This window comes from Pseudomonas sp. RA_5y_Pfl1_P24, assembly GCF_963970945.1.
Taxonomy (GTDB): domain Bacteria; phylum Pseudomonadota; class Gammaproteobacteria; order Pseudomonadales; family Pseudomonadaceae; genus Aquipseudomonas; species Aquipseudomonas tritici.
This window is the reverse complement of sequence record NZ_CAXAOJ010000020.1, coordinates 1-18,733: the sequence shown is the minus strand read 5'-3', so window position 1 is coordinate 18,733 and position 18,733 is coordinate 1. Positions and strand designations below refer to the sequence as shown.

Here is an 18,733-nt window from a genome sequence, read left to right as displayed (position 1 = left end):
GCAAGCCGTCTTGAACAATCTTTAGAGAGCCTGCAGGGGCCGCCGGAGTTAGGGGCCGCCCGCAGACCGCTCAGTTAGCGTCGCTTGGCCATCTCATTGATGAAACGGTCGAACAGCGGCGCTACGTCGTTCGGGCCCGGGCTGGCTTCAGGGTGGCCCTGGAAGCTGAACGCGCTCTTGTCAGTGCGCTCGATGCCTTGCAGGGAACCGTCGAACAGCGACTTGTGAATGGCGCGGACATTCGCCGGCAAGGTCGCTTCATCCACCGCAAAACCGTGGTTCTGGCTGGTGATCATCACAACACCGGTATCCAGGTCCTGTACAGGGTGGTTGGCACCGTGGTGGCCGTGGCCCATTTTCAGGGTTTTGGCGCCGGAAGCCAGTGCCAGCAGCTGGTGGCCGAGGCAGATGCCGAACACCGGAATCTCAGTCTCCAGCACTTCCTTGATGGCCTGGATAGCGTAGTCGCATGGCTCAGGGTCACCCGGGCCGTTGGACAAGAACACGCCGTCTGGCTGCAAGGCCAATACATCGCTGGCCGGAGTTTGCGCCGGCACCACGGTCACGCGGCAACCGCGCTCTACCAACATGCGCAGGATGTTGTATTTGACGCCGTAGTCGTAGGCGACAACGTGGTACGGCAGCTCAGCGGCATCGATAGTCGCGTGACTGTCGGTCTTCAAGTCCCAGACAGTGGAGCGCCACTCGTACTTCTCTTTGACGCTGACGACTTTCGCCAGGTCCATGCCTTTCAGGCCAGGGAAACCTTGCGCTGCGGCAATCGCCGCCTCTTCGGAGATATTGTCACCGACCATGATGCAGCCGTTCTGCGAGCCTTTTTCACGCAGGATGCGCGTCAGGCGGCGCGTATCGATACCCGCGATAGCCACAACGTTGTTGGCTTTGAGGTAGTCGGACAGCGACATCGTGTTACGCCAGTTGCTCGCAACCAGTGGCAGGTCACGAATCACCAGACCAGCCGACCAGACACGATCAGACTCGACATCTTCCGGTGTAGTACCGGTGTTGCCGACGTGCGGATAGGTCAGGGTAACGATCTGTTGGGCGTAGGAAGGATCGGTAAGGATTTCCTGATAGCCGGTCATGGCAGTGTTAAACACCACCTCTCCAACGGTCTGACCGTCGGCTCCAATGGCTTCGCCGCGAAAAATGCTGCCATCAGCAAGGGCGAGTATGGCTGGCTTAGTCAAGAAGACCTCCCGTAAATAAAGCCTGAAAGGGCGATCGCAGGTGTAAAAAAGCGGAGTGACGTATGGACACGTCACCCCGCTCATTCACTGAATTATTCTGCGCGCTTTTAGTGAACACACTAAAGCTGTAGCTTACAGAAAAAGGCTTTTTTGGTCCACCGCTAATGAGCCTAAAAGGCAGGGGAATGCGACAGGACGTCGCTTAGCGGGAAAAACGGGGCCCAAGCATAAGCTTTAAGCCCTGTTTTAGCGAATGATCAGTGCAGATCCAGCACATCGCGCATGTCGTAGAGACCTGGCTCGCGCCCTTCCAACCACAGCGCAGCACGTACCGCACCCTTGGCAAAGGTCATCCGACTAGACGCCTTGTGCGTGATTTCCAGGCGCTCGCCTTCAGTGGCGAACAACACGGTGTGATCACCGACCACGTCGCCACCGCGCACAGTCGCAAAGCCGATGGTGTCACGCGCACGCGCACCGGTGTGACCTTCACGCCCGTACACCGCCACTTTCGACAAATCGCGACCCAGCGCATCGGCGATGGCTTCACCCATGCGCAATGCAGTACCCGACGGCGCGTCGATCTTGTGGCGATGATGGGTCTCGATGATCTCGATATCCGCTTCATCACCCAGCACGCGCGCCGCCAGGTCCAGCAATTTGAGCGACAGATTCACACCGACACTGAAGTTCGCCGCGAAGACGACCGGAATATCCTTCCCCGCCTCCACCAGCAACTGCTTCTGCTCAGCCGTCAAACCGGTGGTGCCAATCACCATGGCCTTACCCGCCCTGCGGCAGAACGCCAGGTTTTTCAGCATCACGTCCGGCAGCGTAAAGTCGATCAGTACGTCGAACTCATCAGCCACCTGCTCCAAGTGGCCGGACAGCGAAACACCGATACGCCCCAGAGAAGCTAACTCACCGGCATCCGCACCGATCAACGTGCTACCCGGACGCACAATCGCGGCGGTCAGCCCGGAGGCCGGCGAGCGCTGTTGCACCGCTTCGACCAGCGTCTTGCCCATGCGCCCGGCAGCGCCCATTACGGCTATACGTCGCATATTCAATTCCTTACAGGTCGCCGAAGAAGCGCTTCACGCCATCGAAAAAGCCCGTGGTTTTCGGCGAGTGTGAGTCATCGCCTTCCAGCGAACTGCGGAACTCTTCAAGCAATTCGCGCTGACGACGCCCCAGATTGACCGGCGTTTCAACTGCCACACGGCACATCAGGTCGCCCGCTCCACCACCGCGCACCGGCGCAACGCCTTTGCCACGAATACGGAACTGCTTGCCGGTCTGCGTGCCTTCAGGAATCTTGAGCTTGACCCGTCCGTCCAGCGTCGGGATTTCCAGCTCGCCACCCAAGGCTGCGTCGACAAAGCTGATCGGCACTTCACAGAACAGGTGCTTGCCGTCGCGCTGGAAAATCGAGTGCTCGCGCACATTGATTACAACGTACAGGTCGCCCGTAGGTCCGCCTTGAGCACCCGCCTCACCTTCGCCCGACAGGCGAATGCGGTCACCGGTATCCACGCCAGCCGGCACTTTTACCGACAGCGTCTTGTACTCTTCGACACGTCCTTCGCCGTGGCAGGAATCGCAAGGATCAGAAATGATCTTGCCCTGGCCATGACAGCGCGGGCAGGTCTGCTGCACCGAAAAGAAGCCCTGCTGCATACGAACCTGGCCGATACCACCACACGTCGGGCAGGTGATCGGCGAGGAGCCCTTCTTGGCACCCGAACCATCGCACGGCTTGCAGTTGACCAGCGTCGGCACGCGAATGTTGACGCTGGTGCCGCGCACGGCTTCTTCCAGATTCAATTCCAGGGTGTAGCGCAAATCGCTGCCACGCTGGGCGCCGCCACGCTGACCACCCCGGGCACCGCCGAAGAAATCGCTGAATACATCGCCGAAAATGTCGGAGAAGTTCTGACCACCAAAACCGGCACCGCCGCCCCCCATGTTCGGGTCGACACCGGCATGGCCATACTGGTCGTAGGCCGCACGTTTGTTGGGATCAGACAGGCATTCGTAGGCCTCATTGGCCTCTTTGAACATCTCTTCGGATTCTTTGCTATCCGGATTACGGTCCGGGTGATGCTTCATCGCCAGGCGACGGTAGGCCTTCTTCAGGTCCGCCTCGCTGGAGCCGCGTTCCACACCCAACACTTCGTAATAGTCACGCTTTGCCATAAGTCTTTGCACTCTTAAGGACGTTCGGCCAGACCCTCCTGAGCCCCGCCAAACTCGTTGAGCCCCAATACAGGCCCGGACCCAACTCACGTCAATTCAACGATCCTGGTCATTACTACTTTTAGCCAAGGACCCGGCCAAAAATACGGTAGTTATTGCTCGGAAAGCAGGAGCATTCCCGATCACACCGCCAGCACCCGAACGCTGTCGCATGCTGTAAAAATTCGCTTACCCCAGACACGCCAACGCGGGAGCAAGCTCCCGCGCGGCGACATCCTACCAGTCACCGCTTAAAAGCGGTCAACCGGGCGACCAAGTTACTTCTGTTCTTTAACTTCTTCGAACTCGGCATCGACAACATCGTCGTGCTTGGCTTCAGGCTCTGCCTGTTGCGCTGCACCGTCAGCTGGCTGACCTTGTTCGGCATACATTTTCTGTGCAACCGGCGCGGAGACTTTGGACAGCTCCTCGATCTTGGCTTCGATAGCAGCCTTGTCGTCGCCTTTAACGGCGGCTTCCAGGGCAACTACGGCAGCTTCGATCGCGGCCTTCTCTTCAGCACTCACTTTATCGCCAGCATCAGCGACCATTTTGCGCGTCGAGTGAACCAGTGCATCACCCTGGTTGCGGGCGCCAGCCAATTCAGCAAACTTGGCATCCGCATCAGCGTTGGCTTCAGCATCACGAATCATCTGTTGAATTTCTTCATCAGACAGACCGGAGTTGGCCTTGATAGTGATCTTCTGCTCTTTGCCGGTCGCCTTGTCTTTCGCGCCAACGTGCAGGATACCGTTGGCATCGATGTCGAAGGTCACTTCGATCTGTGGCACGCCACGGGGTGCTGGTGGAATCTCAGCCAGGTCGAACTTGCCCAGGGACTTGTTCTGAGCCGCTTGCTTACGCTCACCTTGCAGCACGTGAATGGTCACAGCACCCTGGTTGTCATCGGCAGTCGAGAACACCTGGGATTTCTTGGTAGGAATCGTGGTGTTTTTCTCGATCAGCGCAGTCATCACGCCGCCCATGGTTTCGATACCCAAGGTCAGCGGGCTGACGTCGAGCAGCAGCACGTCTTTCACATCACCGGCCAATACCGCACCTTGGATAGCAGCACCCATGGCAACTGCTTCGTCAGGGTTCACGTCTTTACGCGCTTCCTTGCCGAAGAACTCGGTGACTTTCTGCTGAACCAGTGGCATGCGGGTCTGACCGCCCACCAGGATCACGTCGTTGATGGCGCCAACGTCGATACCGGCATCTTTCAAAGCGATGCGGCAAGGTTCGATGGTGCGCTGAACCAGGTCTTCAACCAGAGCTTCCAACTTGGCGCGAGAAATCTTCACGTTCAAGTGCTTAGGACCGGTGGCATCTGCAGTGATGTACGGCAGGTTAACGTCGGTCGACATGCTCGAGGACAGCTCGATCTTGGCCTTCTCAGCAGCTTCTTTCAGGCGCTGCATGGCCAGCGGGTCACCCTTGAGGTTCATGCCGCTTTCTTTCTTGAATTCGTCAACGAGGTAGTCGATCAGACGAATATCGAAGTCTTCACCGCCCAGGAACGTGTCACCGTTGGTGGCCAACACTTCGAACTGGTGCTCGCCGTCGACTTCAGCGATCTCGATGACCGAAACGTCGAAAGTACCGCCACCCAAGTCATAAACGATCACGGTGTGATCGCCTTTGGCCTTGTCCATACCGTAAGCGAGAGCCGCTGCGGTGGGTTCGTTGATGATGCGTTTTACGTCCAGGCCCGCGATGCGGCCGGCGTCTTTGGTCGCCTGACGCTGGCTGTCGTTGAAGTAGGCCGGAACAGTGATTACCGCCTCAGTCACTGCCTCACCGAGGTAATCTTCGGCAGTCTTTTTCATCTTTTTCAAGACTTCAGCCGAGATCTGCGGTGCAGACATCTTGTTGCCATTTACTTCAACCCAGGCGTCACCGTTGTCAGCCTTGGCGATTTTGTAAGGCACCATCTTGATGTCTTTCTGTACGACTTCTTCATCGAACTTACGACCGATCAGACGCTTCACCGCGTACAGAGTGTTGTGCGGGTTGGTCACAGCCTGGCGCTTGGCCGACTGGCCAACCAGGATCTCGCCATCATTTGCATAAGCAATGATCGACGGCGTAGTACGCGCGCCTTCGGCGTTTTCGATGACTTTAGCTTTGCCGTTTTCCATGACGGAGACACAGGAGTTGGTGGTCCCCAGGTCGATACCGATAATTTTGCCCATGATTTACTCTCCCGAAACTTGAATTTGGATGCCGCAGCAGTGGTGGCTAACTGCGGTAGCACTTAAACGCTTGACTTATAGATGGGGGCCTTACGGCGTATTTCAAGCCTGCTCATCAATAGAAGGCGAAACCGGTGCAGGAGCCTTGCTCACCACAACCATCGCCGGGCGCAGCAAGCGACCGTTGAGCTGATATCCCTTCTGGAACACTTTCAACACACTATTAGGCTCCAGGTCATGGCTTTCCTGCATGGCCATGGCTTGGTGGTGCTCAGCGTTGAACGGTTCACCACCCATTGGATCGATGGCTTCCAACTGATAACGCTTCAGGGTGTCCTGAAACATTTTCAAGGTCAGCTCGATCCCTTCGCGCATTGGGCGGATGTTTTCGTCGTCCGGGTTGGACAACTCAAGGCCACGCTCCAGGCTGTCAATGATCGGCAGCAAGTCACTGGCGAACTTCTCCAGTGCGAATTTGTGAGCCTTTTCTACATCCTGCTCGGCACGGCGGCGGACGTTCTGCAGATCGGCGGCAACACGCAAAGACTGGTCCTGCGCAGCAGCCAATTGCTCTTCGAGCACTTGCACACGAGTTGCCAGCTCATCGCCGACAGCCGAATTGGCGTCTGGAGTTTGCGTATCCTGCGTCTGTTCGTCAGCCATAGTTTTCTCCTTTCAAAATCATGCGCGAACTCAACTCGCGCTTCTGTTCCGGTATATGGGGCCACAATTTCCAGGTTCAAGGGCGAAGGCGTTACCAAAAGTCTTTCGACTGACCTTCATCAATTCCTGCCCGCTAATTCCTGGCAGCACTTAAAAAGACGTTGACTCAAGCAAATCGAGCTAAGCGTCAGGATTGTCAGCGCCAAAGAAAAAACTGTATAAATAACCAGACCTAAAGCCTGGGAGCGGCCAACATGCTCGTGCACCTGTCCGTACATAACTACGCCATCGTTGAACACCTGGATCTTGAATTGGATCGCGGGATGAGCGTAATCACAGGCGAAACCGGCGCCGGCAAGTCGATCATGCTAGACGCCCTGGGCCTGACCCTGGGTGATCGCGCCGACAGCGGCGTGGTTCGCCCCGGTGCGGACAAGGCCGACATCCTGGCCACCTTCGACCTGGCAGACATACCCGAGGCGGAAGTCTGGCTAGCCGAGCGCGACCTAAATAATGAAGGTCCGTGCATCCTGCGTCGGGTCATCACGGCGGAAGGCCGTTCACGTGGCTATATCAACGGCACACCTTGCCCGTTGGGCGACCTTAAAGCCCTGGGCGAGTTGCTGATAGATATCCACAGCCAACACGAACACCAGTCCCTGCTGAAAACCGACACCCATCGCCGCCTACTCGACGAATACGCTGGCGCGACAGACCTTGCCCGCCAGGTGCAACTTGCCGCTCAACGCTGGCGCCAGACTCGCCAAGAGCTGGAGCGGCTCTCCAATTCCGGCGATGAACAACGTGCTCGCCATCAGTTGCTCAGTTATCAACTCGAAGAGCTGGAAAGCCTGGGCCTGGGCGAGACCGAACTAGAGCAGCTTGAGCAAGAACATAAGAACCTCACCAACGCAGAAACCCTGCTGGGTATCTGCCGACAGGTGGTGGAGCAATGTAGCGAGAGCGATTCCGGCAATGTGCTCAACGCACTGACTGCCAGCCTCAATCGCTTGTCGAGCGTGAACAACGCTTCCGGGTCGCTAAGCGAGGCCGCCACCCTGCTCACCAGTGCACAGATTCAAGTAGAAGAAGCGGTAGGCGAACTGAACCGTTTCCTGGATCACTTCGATGCCGACCCGGCACGCCTGCAGGACATAGAAGAACGCCTGGACACCATTTATACCCTGGCGCGCAAACATCGAATCCAGCCCACCGAAGTAGTGACGATGCAGCAGAAGCTACTGGATGAAATCGAGACCCTGAACGCCAACGATGAATCTATCGAGCGCCTGGGTGACGAGCTCGCTTCTTTCGCCCGTCATTACCAAGAGAAAGCGCGCGAACTGAGCGACCTGCGTCAACAAGCAGCCACTGGCCTGGCCAGCGCAGTGGAGTTGGAAATCCAGCGCCTGGGTATGCCGGGCGGACGCTTCACCATTGAATTGCGCACCAACGCCAGCAACGAACTGCAGCCCCACGGCCTGGAACAGGTGGAACTACTGGTCAGCGCCAACCCTGGACAGCCGCTCAAAGCACTGGCAAAAGTGGCATCTGGTGGCGAGCTGTCGAGGATCAGCCTGGCGATCCAGGTAATTACCGCGCAAACCTCTCGGGTGCCGACCCTGGTATTCGATGAAGTCGATGTGGGTATTGGCGGACCGACGGCGGAAATTGTTGGCCAGTTGCTGCGGCGCCTGGGAGATCGAGGCCAAGTGCTAACGGTGACTCACTTGCCGCAAGTCGCGGCCCAAGGGCATCAGCATTTGTTTGTGCATAAGGTACGCGGCAGTGATGCAACACACACAGCCGTGTCCAAGCTGAATAAGTCGGAGCGCGTGGAAGAAGTCGCGCGCATGCTCGGTGGCATCGATTTGACCAAGGAGTCTTTGGCGCACGCGAAGAAGATGGTCGTGGCGGCGAAGGCCTAAGCGGACAATTTTCTCTATTATAGAAAGCACGAAGGCGACCCTAAGGTCGCCTTCGATCGTTTTGCAACGTCAATCTGCAGCGCTTGTTACTTTTTCTTACGGATGTACAGGACCAGATTATGGTCAACCAAATCGAAGCCATGCTCCTCAGCAATCTTATGCTGCAGGGCTTCGATCTCCGGGCTGGTGAACTCGATAACCTCATTGGTATCCAGGTCAACCATGTGGTCATGATGCCCACCGTCAGCCAATTCGAACACCGCATGACCGCCGTCGAAATTATGACGAACCACCAGCCCTGCGGCCTCAAACTGGGTCAGCACACGGTAAACCGTGGCCAGGCCAACGTCCTCGTTAGACTCCATCAGCGCCTTGTAGACATCCTCGGCACTCATGTGGCGCTGCTCAGCAGAATCGAGCATTTGTAGAATCTTGACTCGTGGCAGAGTCACTTTAAGACCGGCTTTGCGTAGTTCGCTATTTTCAACCATGGTTAGCTTTCTCGCGGATGCTGCTTCGCAGCTTCTCTTAATACGGGTATGATCGGCGTTTACGTTGTCCCAGCCAAGATAGTGGAAGTCGCCCACCGATGCAAAACACCAAGCTCTTGCTAACCAGTTTCACCTTTGTGGGACTGCTCGCACTCGCCGGTTGTTCATTCCCCGGGGTTTACAAAATCGACATCCAGCAGGGCAATGTCGTCACGCAGGACATGATAGACCAGTTACGCCCCGGAATGACCCGACGGCAAGTACGGTTTATTATGGGTAACCCCCTGCTGACCGACACTTTCCACGCCGATCGCTGGGATTATCTCTACAGCCTGCAGCCAGGTGGCGGTGAACGCCAGCAGGAGCGCGTCAGTGTCATCTTCAATGGCAATGACCAGCTTGTCAGCCTGTCCGGCGACTTCATGCCTGGCGTAAGCCGTGATGAAGCCCTGCTCGGCAAGGATAACGGCACTAACGTGACCGCACCTGCGCAGGAAGGCGAGAAGCCGAAGTCTGAAGTACCGGCCAAGCCTGGATCTTTGCTCGACAAGATCCAGAAAGACATCGACGGCGTGGAAACTGTTCCCGTCCCGACGCCGCAGCCTCTGGACACCAGCCCGCAGTAAGTTTGCGGTGCCCAACAAAAAGCCCGGCATGCCGGGCTTTTTGTTGCCTCCCATTTGGAGGGCCTACGAGCTCTGCTGCTTGGCCAAAGCAGCCTTGGCTGCGCGCAGCCGGCGCACCTCTTTCGGGTCCGCCAGCAGCGGCCGGTAAATCTCAATACGATCACCCGCCTGCACGGCATGCACTTGCGCGTTCGCGACCACCTTGCCGAATACCCCCAAAGGGCAATCAGCCAGATCCAGCTCTGGAAAGTGCACGGCAATACCTGACGCCTGAACCGCCGAGCGCACGCTGGTGCCTGCTGGCACCCTCACCACCAGCAAAACCTGGCGATCCATGGCGGCATATACCACTTCAATCTCAACCATGCAGTTGCTTGGCTCGCTGACAGAACGCATCCACCAACGTATTGGCCGCCTGGTTGAATAAAGGCCCCAACGTCGCACGCACGACAGGACCGGCGTAATCAAAGGAAAGATCGAGGCTTATTTTGCAGGCCTTATCGGTCAGCGCCTTGAATACCCAGACGCCATGCAACTGGGTAAACGGCCCTTCCTGCAACTTCATTTCGATGGATTTCCCGGGCACCAGCGCATTACGCGTTACAAAGTGCTGACTGAGGCCGCCCTTCGCGACCCCAACGCTGGCGACCATGTATTCATCGCTGCCCTCCAGCACTTCGGCTGTCGAGCACCACGGCAAGAATTCCGGGTAACGCGCCACGTCGTTGACCAGGTCATAAAGCGCTTGTGCCGGATAAGGCAGCAGCGCCGAACGTTGAATATGCGTCGTCATGTGTGCGTTATTTCCACAGCTGAGCGGCAAACATCGCGAAAGAACAGCCCGATCCGCGAAAGAAAAAAACAAGAGAACTGCCCGCATTGTCCGGGATTCGTCCAACACGCTCAAGCACGCAGGTTGACCGTAGCCGATACGCTCGCAACTCCCTATAATGCCGCCCCTATGGCTAAACAAAAGAAACACCCCACAGGGACCATCGCGCAAAATAAAAAGGCGCGACACGATTACTTCATCGAACATCGGTTCGAGGCTGGTCTGGTCCTGGCCGGCTGGGAAGTAAAGAGTCTGCGTGCCAGCAAGCTGCAACTGGTCGACAGTTATGTGCTGCTCAAGGATGGCGAGGCGTGGCTGCTAGGCAGTCATATCACCCCGCTGACCACCGCGAGCACCCACGTGATTGCCGACCCGGTACGCACGCGCAAACTGTTGCTCAACGCTCGCGAACTGGAAAAGCTCGCCTCCGCCGTACAGCAGAAGGGCTACGCCTGCATCTGCTTGTCCTGGTACTGGAGCAAGCACCTGGTCAAGTGCGAGATCGCCTTGGGCAAAGGCAAGAAGGAATACGACAAGCGTGATACCGAGCGCGAGCGCGATTCCAATCGCGAGCTGCATCGCGCTGTGCGTAACAAGGGCAAGGAAGACTGACCCTTGCTGCGAAGTAGCCTTGGGACCCCCCCTCGGCTACATCCCCTTGCGCCGCTCCGCACGCGCCACACGCTGAACCTCCTGACGCACCTCTTCCAACACTTCCTGCACATACAGCAGGTGACGTGTGGAAACTTCTCGTGCCTGCTCGGCCCGCCCCTCGATGATTGCCAGGTACAGATCCCGGTGCTGACTGATCAGCATGTCGCGGGTTTCCGTACGCTGCTGGTACATGCCACCGATGTTGGTCACCACGTTGCGCTTGAGCAGGTCGAACAGCCCGCGAATGGTGTGCAGCAAAACCGCGTTGTGGCTGGCCTCGGCGATAGCCAAGTGAAACCGCGCATCCGCCGCCCCCTCTTCCGCACGACTTACTTCATCGGAACGGGTGTAGCAATCCTGTAGCGCTTCGAAAGCCGCCGTAAGACGCTCACGATCGACTTCGGTGGCGCGCAGCGCTGCGTAATAGGCACAAGATGCCTCAAGGGTCTGGCGAAACTCCAACAGATCACGCTGAGCTTCGGGATTGTTTTCCAGCAGGTGCAGCAGCGGATCACTGAAAGTAGAACCCAATGACTCAGCCACGTAGTTCCCCCCGCCCTGGCGGCTGACGAGCAAGCCTTTGGCAGACAATTTCTGGATTGCCTCCCGCAAGGAAGGGCGCGACACACCAAATTGCTCAGCCAAGGCGCGCTCGGCCGGCAAGCGCTCGCCGGACTTTAGCGTGCCCTCAAGGATCATGCCCTCAAGCTGCTCGACGATATCGTCAGACAAACGGCGCTGACGCACCTGATCAAACCCCATAACTCACTCTCCACCATCCCGACCACTCGCCGGGGCCTCTATTCTGGCCTATCGCAGCGCTTGCAGCACCTATCAGAACGCCCTCGTTTCAACCGATCAGAACCACCTGCCCGCGGACCTACGACCAAAGTTTCGCGAGCGGCAAATTGACACACGCCTGCCAAGGCTTTTACTCTAGCCAACAGCGATTGTAAATTGGTATTACCAATTATCCAAGCTGACCAAACAACAACAATCAGGGGCCACCCCATATGCAAACCTGGCAACAGCTCTACAGCCCACTCGGCAGCCTCGGCCTGTCCGCACTGGCGGCGGTTATTCCGATCGTATTCTTCTTCCTGGCCCTGGCCGTGTTCCGCCTCAAAGGTCACGTAGCCGGCAGCATCACCTTGGCGCTGTCGATCCTGGTAGCGATCTTTGCCTTCCAGATGCCGGTGGACATGGCACTGGCCGCCGCCGGTTACGGTTTTGCCTATGGCCTGTGGCCAATCGCCTGGATCATTGTCGCGGCCGTGTTCCTGTACAAACTGACCGTCAAGAGCGGCCAGTTCGAAGTCATTCGCAGCTCAGTCCTATCGATCACCGACGACCAACGCCTGCAAGTGCTGCTGATCGGCTTTTGCTTCGGCGCCTTCCTGGAAGGTGCCGCCGGTTTCGGCGCTCCCGTGGCAATCACCGCGGCACTGCTCGTCGGCCTTGGCTTCAATCCACTGTACGCCGCTGGCCTGTGCCTGATTGCCAACACCGCCCCCGTGGCCTTCGGCGCACTCGGTATCCCGATCATCGTTGCAGGCCAAGTGACCGGCATCGATGCGTTCAAAATCGGCGCCATGACTGGCCGTCAGTTGCCCCTACTGTCGATGTTCGTGCCGTTCTGGCTGGTGTTCATGATGGACGGTTTGCGCGGCGTGCGTGAAACCTGGCCGGCCGCACTGGTAGCGGGCTTGAGCTTTGCCATCACCCAGTACTTCACTTCCAACTTCATCGGCCCGGAACTGCCGGACATCACCTCGGCGCTCGCCAGCTTGATCTCCCTGACCCTGTTCCTGAAAGTCTGGCAACCCAAGCGCACAGCAGGTGCACAGATTGCCGGTGCGACTTCAAGCGCAGCGGTCGTCGCCAGCGCCGGCGGTTTTGGTCTGCCACGCAACACGGTTGTCTCACCGTACAGCCTGGGGCAAATTTTCAAGGCCTGGTCACCGTTCCTTATTCTGACCGTGCTGGTCACTATCTGGACCCTCAAGCCGTTCAAGGCCATGTTCGCCGCCGGCGGCTCGATGTATAGCTGGGTGTTCAACTTCGCGATCCCGCACCTGGACCAACTGGTGATCAAAGTTGCGCCGATTGTGACCAACCCCACTGCAATTGCGGCAGTGTTCAAGCTGGACCCCATCTCGGCGACCGGCACAGCGATTTTCTTCTCTGCGCTGATCTCAATGCTGGTGCTGAAGATCAATCTAAAAACTGGTCTTACCACTTTAAAAGAGACCTTTTACGAACTGCGCTGGCCAATTCTGTCCATTGGCATGGTGCTAGCCTTCGCTTTTGTCACCAACTACTCCGGCATGTCTTCGACCATGGCGCTGGTATTGGCCGGCACAGGTGCAGCCTTCCCATTCTTCTCGCCATTCCTCGGGTGGCTGGGCGTTTTCCTGACAGGCTCCGACACCTCGTCCAACGCGCTGTTCAGCTCACTGCAAGCCACCACCGCGCATCAGATCGGTGTCAACGACACGCTGCTGGTCGCCGCGAACACCAGTGGCGGTGTGACCGGCAAAATGATCTCGCCACAATCGATTGCCGTGGCCTGCGCCGCCACGGGGTTGGTGGGCAAGGAATCCGACCTGTTCCGCTTTACCCTCAAGCACAGCCTGTTCTTTGCGACGATCGTCGGGTTGATCACCCTGGCTCAGGCCTACTGGTTCACCGGAATGCTGGTGCATTAAGGTCGGTACGTAATAGGGTAAGAATCGACGCCGGACACCCATTCCGGCGTCTGCTATTTCTGGAGGACCGATGAGCCTGCCTGCTGCTTTTCTGAGCGACGTCGCACAACTGATCCCGAAAGATCGGCGTTTCGACGATCCCCTTTCCACCCTCGCTTTTGGCACCGACGCTAGTTTTTACCGACTGATCCCACAGTTGGTGATCCGCGTGGAGTCGGAAGACGAGGTGGTGGCGCTGTTGCAACTCGCCCAACGCGACCGTGTGGCCGTCACCTTCCGCGCAGCCGGCACCAGCCTTTCGGGCCAAGCCATCAGCGACTCAGTGCTGATCGTGCTGGGGGACAATTGGAACGGCCGCGAAATTCGTGGGCAGGGCACCCAAATTCGCCTGCAACCTGGCGTGATCGGCGCCCAGGCCAATGCATGGCTGGCGCCTTTTGGGCGCAAGATCGGGCCGGATCCGGCGTCGATCAATGCCTGCAAGATCGGCGGCATCGTCGCCAACAACGCCAGCGGCATGTGCTGCGGCACAGCGCAGAACACCTATCACACCCTGGCAGGCATCCGCTTGGTACTGGCTGACGGCAGCCGACTGGACACCGAAGACGCGGCCAGCGTGGCGGCGTTTCGCGAACAACACGGCTCGCTGCTGGAACGCCTGGCGACACTGGGCCGCGAGACGCGGGCAAACGCTGAATTGGCGGCAAAAATCCGCCACAAATACCGCCTGAAAAATACCACCGGGCTGTCACTTAATGCCCTGGTGGATTTCGATGAGCCGCTGGATATCCTCAGCCATCTGCTGGTGGGCTCCGAGGGTACGCTTGGATTTATCAGTGCGGTCACCTATGACACGGTGGTCGATCATCCGAACAAAGCCTCGGCCTTGATTGTGTTTCCGGATGTCGAGACCTGCTGCAACGCGGTGACCGTCCTCAAGACCCAACCGGTCTCGGCCGTCGAGCTGTTGGATCGACGCAGCATGCGCTCGGTTCAAGACAAGCCGGGCATGCCCGCCTTCGTACAACATCTATCGGAAAATGCCTGCGCACTATTGATCGAATCTCGCGCAGCGTCGCCGTCTTTGTTGCATGAGCAATTGGCGCTGATCATGGCCTCCCTGGCCGATTTCCCTGTGGAGAAACAGGTCGATTTCACCGAAGACCCGGTAGAAAATGCGCGCCTGTGGGCCATTCGCAAAGACACCTTTCCCGCCGTCGGCGCCGTACGCAAAACCGGCACCACGGTAATCATCGAAGACGTCACCTTTGCGGTCGAGCAACTGGCAATCGGTGTAAATCGCTTGATCGAACTGTTCGACAAACATCACTACGACGAAGCAATCCTTTTCGGACACGCGCTGGAAGGCAACCTGCACTTCGTGTTCACCCAAGGCTTCAACAGCGCGGAAGAAGTCGCACGCTACCAAGCGTTCATGGACGACGTGGCGCACCTGGTGGCGGTGGAGTTTGGTGGTTCGTTGAAAGCTGAACACGGTACCGGTCGCAACATGGCGCCGTTCGTTGAGTTGGAGTGGGGCAGCGACGCCTATCAATTGATGTGGCAACTCAAACGCCTGCTCGACCCCAATGGCATTCTCAACCCGGACGTGGTGCTCAGCGAAGACCCGCAAATCCACCTCAAGCACCTCAAGCCGCTACCCGCCGCCGACGAGCTTGTGGATAAGTGCATCGAATGCGGCTTCTGCGAGCCGGTGTGCCCGTCGAAAGGCCTGACCTTGAGTCCACGCCAACGCATCGTGATCTGGCGCGATATCCAGGCGAAGAAACGAGCGGGCGTCGACACCACCGAGCTAGAAGCCGCCTACCACTATCAAGGCATCGACACCTGCGCCGCCACCGGCCTTTGCGCTCAACGCTGCCCCGTGGGAATCAATACCGGCGACCTGGTGAAAAAACTACGCAGCCGTGACGCCGACCGTACGAAAACGGCCGAATGGCTCGCCACTCATTTCGCCACTGCGCTGCAGGGCGCGCGCTTTACCCTGCATGTCGCCAACGGCGCACGCATGCTGCTGGGCGCACCTCGCCTGGCGAAGCTATCGGCCACCGTCACCAAGCTGTCCAAGGGACAGATTCCGCAGTGGACAAACGCCATGCCGCAACCGGAGAAAGCCATCCGCTTCAGCCCGGCGGTCACGGACGAGCGGCCACGGGTGGTCTACTTGGCCGCCTGCGTCTCACGCGCCATGGGCCCGGCGGCGGGAGATAAAGAACAGATGTCGTTGTACGACAAAACCCGCGGTCTCTTGGAAAAGGCCGGTTACCAAGTCGTCTTCCCCGACAATCAGGACAACCTGTGCTGCGGCCAGCCCTTTGCCTCCAAAGGCTACGCTGAACAGGCCGAACACAAGCGCCAGGAACTGATCGGCGCCCTGCTCCACGCCAGCCGCGGCGGGCTCGACCCGATTTACTGCGACACCAGCCCGTGCACCTTGCGTCTGGTGCAGGATCTGGCTGAAACACGGCTGGATCTTTACGATCCGGTGCGTTTTATCCGCACTCACCTAATGGATCGCCTCGATTTCACACCACAGGCAGCCCCCATCGCCGTGCACGTCACCTGCAGCACCCAGCATCTGGGAGAGAGCCAGGCGCTGATCGACCTGGCCCGGCGCTGCTCTAACACCGTGGTCATCCCGGAAGGCATTCATTGCTGCGGGTTTGCTGGCGATAAGGGTTTCACCACGCCGGAACTCAACGCCCACTCACTGCGCACCCTCAAGGACGCGGTGCAGCATTGCAGCGAGGGTATCTCCACCAGCCGCACCTGCGAGATCGGCCTGAGCCAGCATGGCGGCATTGATTATCACGGGCTGGTCTACCTGGTGGACCGTGTCACGCAGGCTCGCGCCCACTGACCCTGCAAAAATGAGCCTGCAAAAAAACAGAACCCCTGCGCGCCGGTGTAGTCATCTGCATAGGCCTCGACAAACGAGGCTCATCACTGATGTCGCTGGCAGCCGTTCAATGCCAGCAGCGTCGAGCCCTTTTGCGCAAGGAGATACCCTATGAAGCGTTCCGCTCTTGCTGGCTTGTTCATTACCGCTGCGATGCTGGCGTCCCCTGCTTTCGCGGCAGGTGATAAAGACCTGTGCCAGATCAACCTGGACAAAATCAACAACGGTAAAGCGCTGCTCGCCACCGACACCAGTGGTAAAAGTGGCGAGATAGATACCGCTGTGTCTTCGGCTAAAGCAGCCCACGCCGCCGGCGATGACAAAAAGTGCATTGAGATCACCTCGAAGGCGCTGCAGGACCTGCAGAACAGCGAAAAAGGCGGCCAATAGGCAGCACGGTCAGGGACGGCTAACCTTCGGGTTGGCCTTCCGTGACGGTTTGGCGTACACTGCACAGGCTTGTCACTCACTAAGAAACAACGAGTTACAAGCACGGGGCCGTTTAGGATTCGACGCCGGTCGCGAAACTTTAGGTGCATGCCGAGTTGGTAACAGAACTCGTAAATCCACTGTTGCAACTTCTTATAGTTGCCAATGACGAAAACTACGGCCAGGAATTCGCTCTCGCTGCGTAAGCAGCCTTAGCCCTGAGCTTCTGGTACCTTCGGGTCCAGCAATCACCAGGGGATGTCTGTAAACCCAAAGTGATTGTCATATAGAACAGAATCGCCGTGCAGTACGTTGTGGACGAAGCGGCTAAAACTTACACAACTCGCCCAAAGCACCCTGCCCTTCGGGTCGCTGAGGGTTAACTTAATAGAAACGGCTACGCATGTAGTACCGACAGCGGAGTACTGGCGGACGGGGGTTCAAATCCCCCCGGCTCCACCAAACAAGCTATACAAATCAGGCACTTAGCGGTTACCGCAAGTGCCTTTTTTGTGCCTGAATGGGTGGTGGTACTGGAGTAAGGCGCAGAATCTCGTGAAATGGTGGCCCTCAATAATTCAGCAATCAGAACTGATAAGCGGCGGCGCAGCCTTTAAGGTTGCGTGGCGATTTACTGCCCCCGGAAAGTTCGAGCAGTTGAAAATCTAGTGCCCGGCCCAGCGCCGGGCTTCTTGTATCTATGCCCTGAGCTGATAAAATCTGTGCCCCTCTCGAATGGACTCGTTTTCATGCGCCTATCCTCGATGCCACTGGCCTTCTGCGCCATCTTCACCTGCATTTCCTTAACCGCCCAAGCAGAAACCCCAAAAGAGAGAGATCTCCACTGCGCGGCCTACTACGAATTGCTTTCAGTAGCTGGTGACCAGCCCGACATAAGCCGCAAGCAGTCCTCAAAAGCTTTCTACACGCTTCTGGTTCATGCTGGCGATACCCCGCAGGCCCAGGATGACGTTGCGCAAAAATTGGTGGACTTGCGCAACGAGATACCCGGGCCGATGACGCCAGCTAGCACTACCAAACTACGTGAAAAATACGACGCCGAATGCAAAGTTCTTCTGAAGGCCGCCTGGTGCGAAGCATATAAAGATCCTGGTGCCTGTGAGGGCTGATACCTTGGCGGTAGCAGCATAAGCAGCCATCAATGAGCCCGGCCAAGCGCCGGGCTTCTTGTTTCTGGCAAGCGCCCTGCTCTGCTAATGTGGCGCCCTCAGATCGCAATGGAAGCTTCGTAGAATGGACACATGGAAGACGTTGGCAATCGCCCTACTGGCTTCGATCAGCACGCAGGCCGTATCAGGTGATGGCGCCAACCCTATCGCTGCCGCGATATTTCTCACAATCTCCGCGCCAACCATTTTAATTGGGGCGACCACATCCCTCACGACCGAACCGCCTGAGATTTTCAAGTCAGCCAAGACTGACGCCCTGGCCTTCATTGGTTCAGACGGCGAGATTCGCGGCGCGGAGTTTGAGCAGGCGTCCAGATACTACCAGTCAACCTATCCTTCTCCGCTCATGTCAGACATGCAGCTGGCCCAGTCGATAGCTACATCATTCTGAAAGCGACCTTCAAGCCAGCCGCCACACCAGACCTTTCGTTTCTGCGACATCCTTTTCACCTGGCATTTACAGGGCAGAGTGCAAAGTCGCCCTACTCATTTGAAGAATTCCCTTTAGGTCCGCCCACAAGCGTAATGCTGTTCACTTAAGCATTTGAGCTCACGTCGAAGCTCCTAGAAAATCCGATGCCAGATATCTGGCATCGGATTTTTTATGTCTGTTCAGCAGCACCTGCTCGACCTCGGCGACCTTTTCAA

At 57.6% G+C, this 18,733-nt stretch carries 17 protein-coding genes and 1 other RNA gene; 9 read left to right on the top strand and 9 right to left on the bottom strand.

The annotated features are described in order from the left end of the window. Positions 1-74: 74 nt before the first annotated feature. The 5 genes from carA to grpE all read right to left on the bottom strand — a co-directional run bounded on the left by carA (position 75) and on the right by grpE (position 6,307). Positions 75-1,211, bottom strand: a complete 1,137-nt coding sequence (carA, locus tag AACY30_RS25355) for a glutamine-hydrolyzing carbamoyl-phosphate synthase small subunit (protein WP_065881648.1) — start codon at positions 1,209-1,211, stop codon at positions 75-77. Positions 1,212-1,468: 257 nt separating this feature from the next. Continuing rightward, entirely contained in the window at positions 1,469-2,275 is an 807-nt protein-coding gene (gene dapB / locus AACY30_RS25350; protein WP_339420284.1) for a 4-hydroxy-tetrahydrodipicolinate reductase, read from the bottom strand. A gap of 10 nt (positions 2,276-2,285) precedes the next feature. Then, positions 2,286-3,410 carry a molecular chaperone DnaJ gene (dnaJ, locus tag AACY30_RS25345; RefSeq protein ID WP_339420282.1) on the bottom strand — a complete coding sequence of 375 codons (1,125 nt, stop codon included), beginning with the start codon at positions 3,408-3,410 and terminating at the stop codon, positions 2,286-2,288. Between the two features lie 317 nt (positions 3,411-3,727). Beyond that, positions 3,728-5,644, bottom strand: coding sequence for a molecular chaperone DnaK (dnaK, locus tag AACY30_RS25340; RefSeq protein ID WP_339471730.1), 1,917 nt, complete (start codon positions 5,642-5,644; stop codon positions 3,728-3,730). A gap of 102 nt (positions 5,645-5,746) precedes the next feature. After that, entirely contained in the window at positions 5,747-6,307 is a 561-nt protein-coding gene (grpE, locus tag AACY30_RS25335; RefSeq protein ID WP_049711480.1) for a nucleotide exchange factor GrpE, read from the bottom strand. 254 nt (positions 6,308-6,561) lie between these two features. On the opposite strand from grpE, the gene recN reads away from it, so the two are divergent. After that, the gene (recN, locus tag AACY30_RS25330) at positions 6,562-8,235 is read left to right on the top strand and encodes a DNA repair protein RecN (protein ID WP_339541307.1); all 1,674 of its coding nucleotides are present in this window, start codon (positions 6,562-6,564) and stop codon (positions 8,233-8,235) included. An 86-nt stretch (positions 8,236-8,321) separates the two neighbouring features. Here recN and fur read toward each other — a convergent pair whose 3' ends face one another. Beyond that, positions 8,322-8,726, bottom strand: a complete 405-nt coding sequence (gene fur, locus AACY30_RS25325; protein ID WP_003194220.1) for a ferric iron uptake transcriptional regulator — start codon at positions 8,724-8,726, stop codon at positions 8,322-8,324. A 98-nt stretch (positions 8,727-8,824) separates the two neighbouring features. Between fur and AACY30_RS25320 the strand changes: the two genes are divergently transcribed. Then, positions 8,825-9,352, top strand: a complete 528-nt coding sequence (locus AACY30_RS25320) for an outer membrane protein assembly factor BamE (protein ID WP_339471726.1) — start codon at positions 8,825-8,827, stop codon at positions 9,350-9,352. A gap of 63 nt (positions 9,353-9,415) precedes the next feature. Here AACY30_RS25320 and AACY30_RS25315 read toward each other — a convergent pair whose 3' ends face one another. Together AACY30_RS25315 and AACY30_RS25310 are read right to left on the bottom strand one after the other, a co-directional pair. Beyond that, positions 9,416-9,718, bottom strand: a complete 303-nt coding sequence (locus tag AACY30_RS25315; protein WP_339541306.1) for an RnfH family protein — start codon at positions 9,716-9,718, stop codon at positions 9,416-9,418. Further along, positions 9,711-10,145, bottom strand: coding sequence for a type II toxin-antitoxin system RatA family toxin (locus tag AACY30_RS25310; protein ID WP_339471724.1), 435 nt, complete (start codon positions 10,143-10,145; stop codon positions 9,711-9,713). The genes AACY30_RS25315 and AACY30_RS25310 overlap by 8 nt, the downstream gene beginning before the upstream one ends. A gap of 168 nt (positions 10,146-10,313) precedes the next feature. Between AACY30_RS25310 and smpB the strand changes: the two genes are divergently transcribed. Continuing rightward, positions 10,314-10,796, top strand: coding sequence for an SsrA-binding protein SmpB (gene smpB / locus AACY30_RS25305; RefSeq protein ID WP_049711476.1), 483 nt, complete (start codon positions 10,314-10,316; stop codon positions 10,794-10,796). Positions 10,797-10,832: 36 nt separating this feature from the next. Here smpB and AACY30_RS25300 read toward each other — a convergent pair whose 3' ends face one another. Then, complete coding sequence (locus AACY30_RS25300; protein ID WP_028617983.1) at positions 10,833-11,600, bottom strand: FCD domain-containing protein; 768 nt, start codon at positions 11,598-11,600, stop codon at positions 10,833-10,835. A 251-nt stretch (positions 11,601-11,851) separates the two neighbouring features. Between AACY30_RS25300 and AACY30_RS25295 the strand changes: the two genes are divergently transcribed. From AACY30_RS25295 to AACY30_RS25270, 6 genes are all read left to right on the top strand, one after another. Next, a complete protein-coding gene (locus AACY30_RS25295) occupies positions 11,852-13,546 on the top strand; it encodes a lactate permease LctP family transporter (RefSeq protein WP_339439265.1) in 1,695 nt (564 codons plus the stop codon). 70 nt (positions 13,547-13,616) lie between these two features. Further along, a complete protein-coding gene (locus AACY30_RS25290) occupies positions 13,617-16,427 on the top strand; it encodes an FAD-binding and (Fe-S)-binding domain-containing protein (RefSeq protein WP_339541305.1) in 2,811 nt (936 codons plus the stop codon). A 150-nt stretch (positions 16,428-16,577) separates the two neighbouring features. Next, positions 16,578-16,856, top strand: a complete 279-nt coding sequence (locus AACY30_RS25285; RefSeq protein WP_033898249.1) for a hypothetical protein — start codon at positions 16,578-16,580, stop codon at positions 16,854-16,856. A 104-nt stretch (positions 16,857-16,960) separates the two neighbouring features. After that, positions 16,961-17,357: a transfer-messenger RNA gene (gene ssrA, locus AACY30_RS25280) on the top strand. A 287-nt stretch (positions 17,358-17,644) separates the two neighbouring features. Further along, positions 17,645-18,025: a hypothetical protein gene (locus tag AACY30_RS25275; RefSeq protein WP_339436793.1), complete on the top strand. Its 381-nt coding sequence runs from the start codon at positions 17,645-17,647 to the stop codon at positions 18,023-18,025. A 124-nt stretch (positions 18,026-18,149) separates the two neighbouring features. After that, positions 18,150-18,476: a DUF2388 domain-containing protein gene (locus tag AACY30_RS25270; RefSeq protein ID WP_339436792.1), complete on the top strand. Its 327-nt coding sequence runs from the start codon at positions 18,150-18,152 to the stop codon at positions 18,474-18,476. Positions 18,477-18,733: the final 257 nt, after the last annotated feature.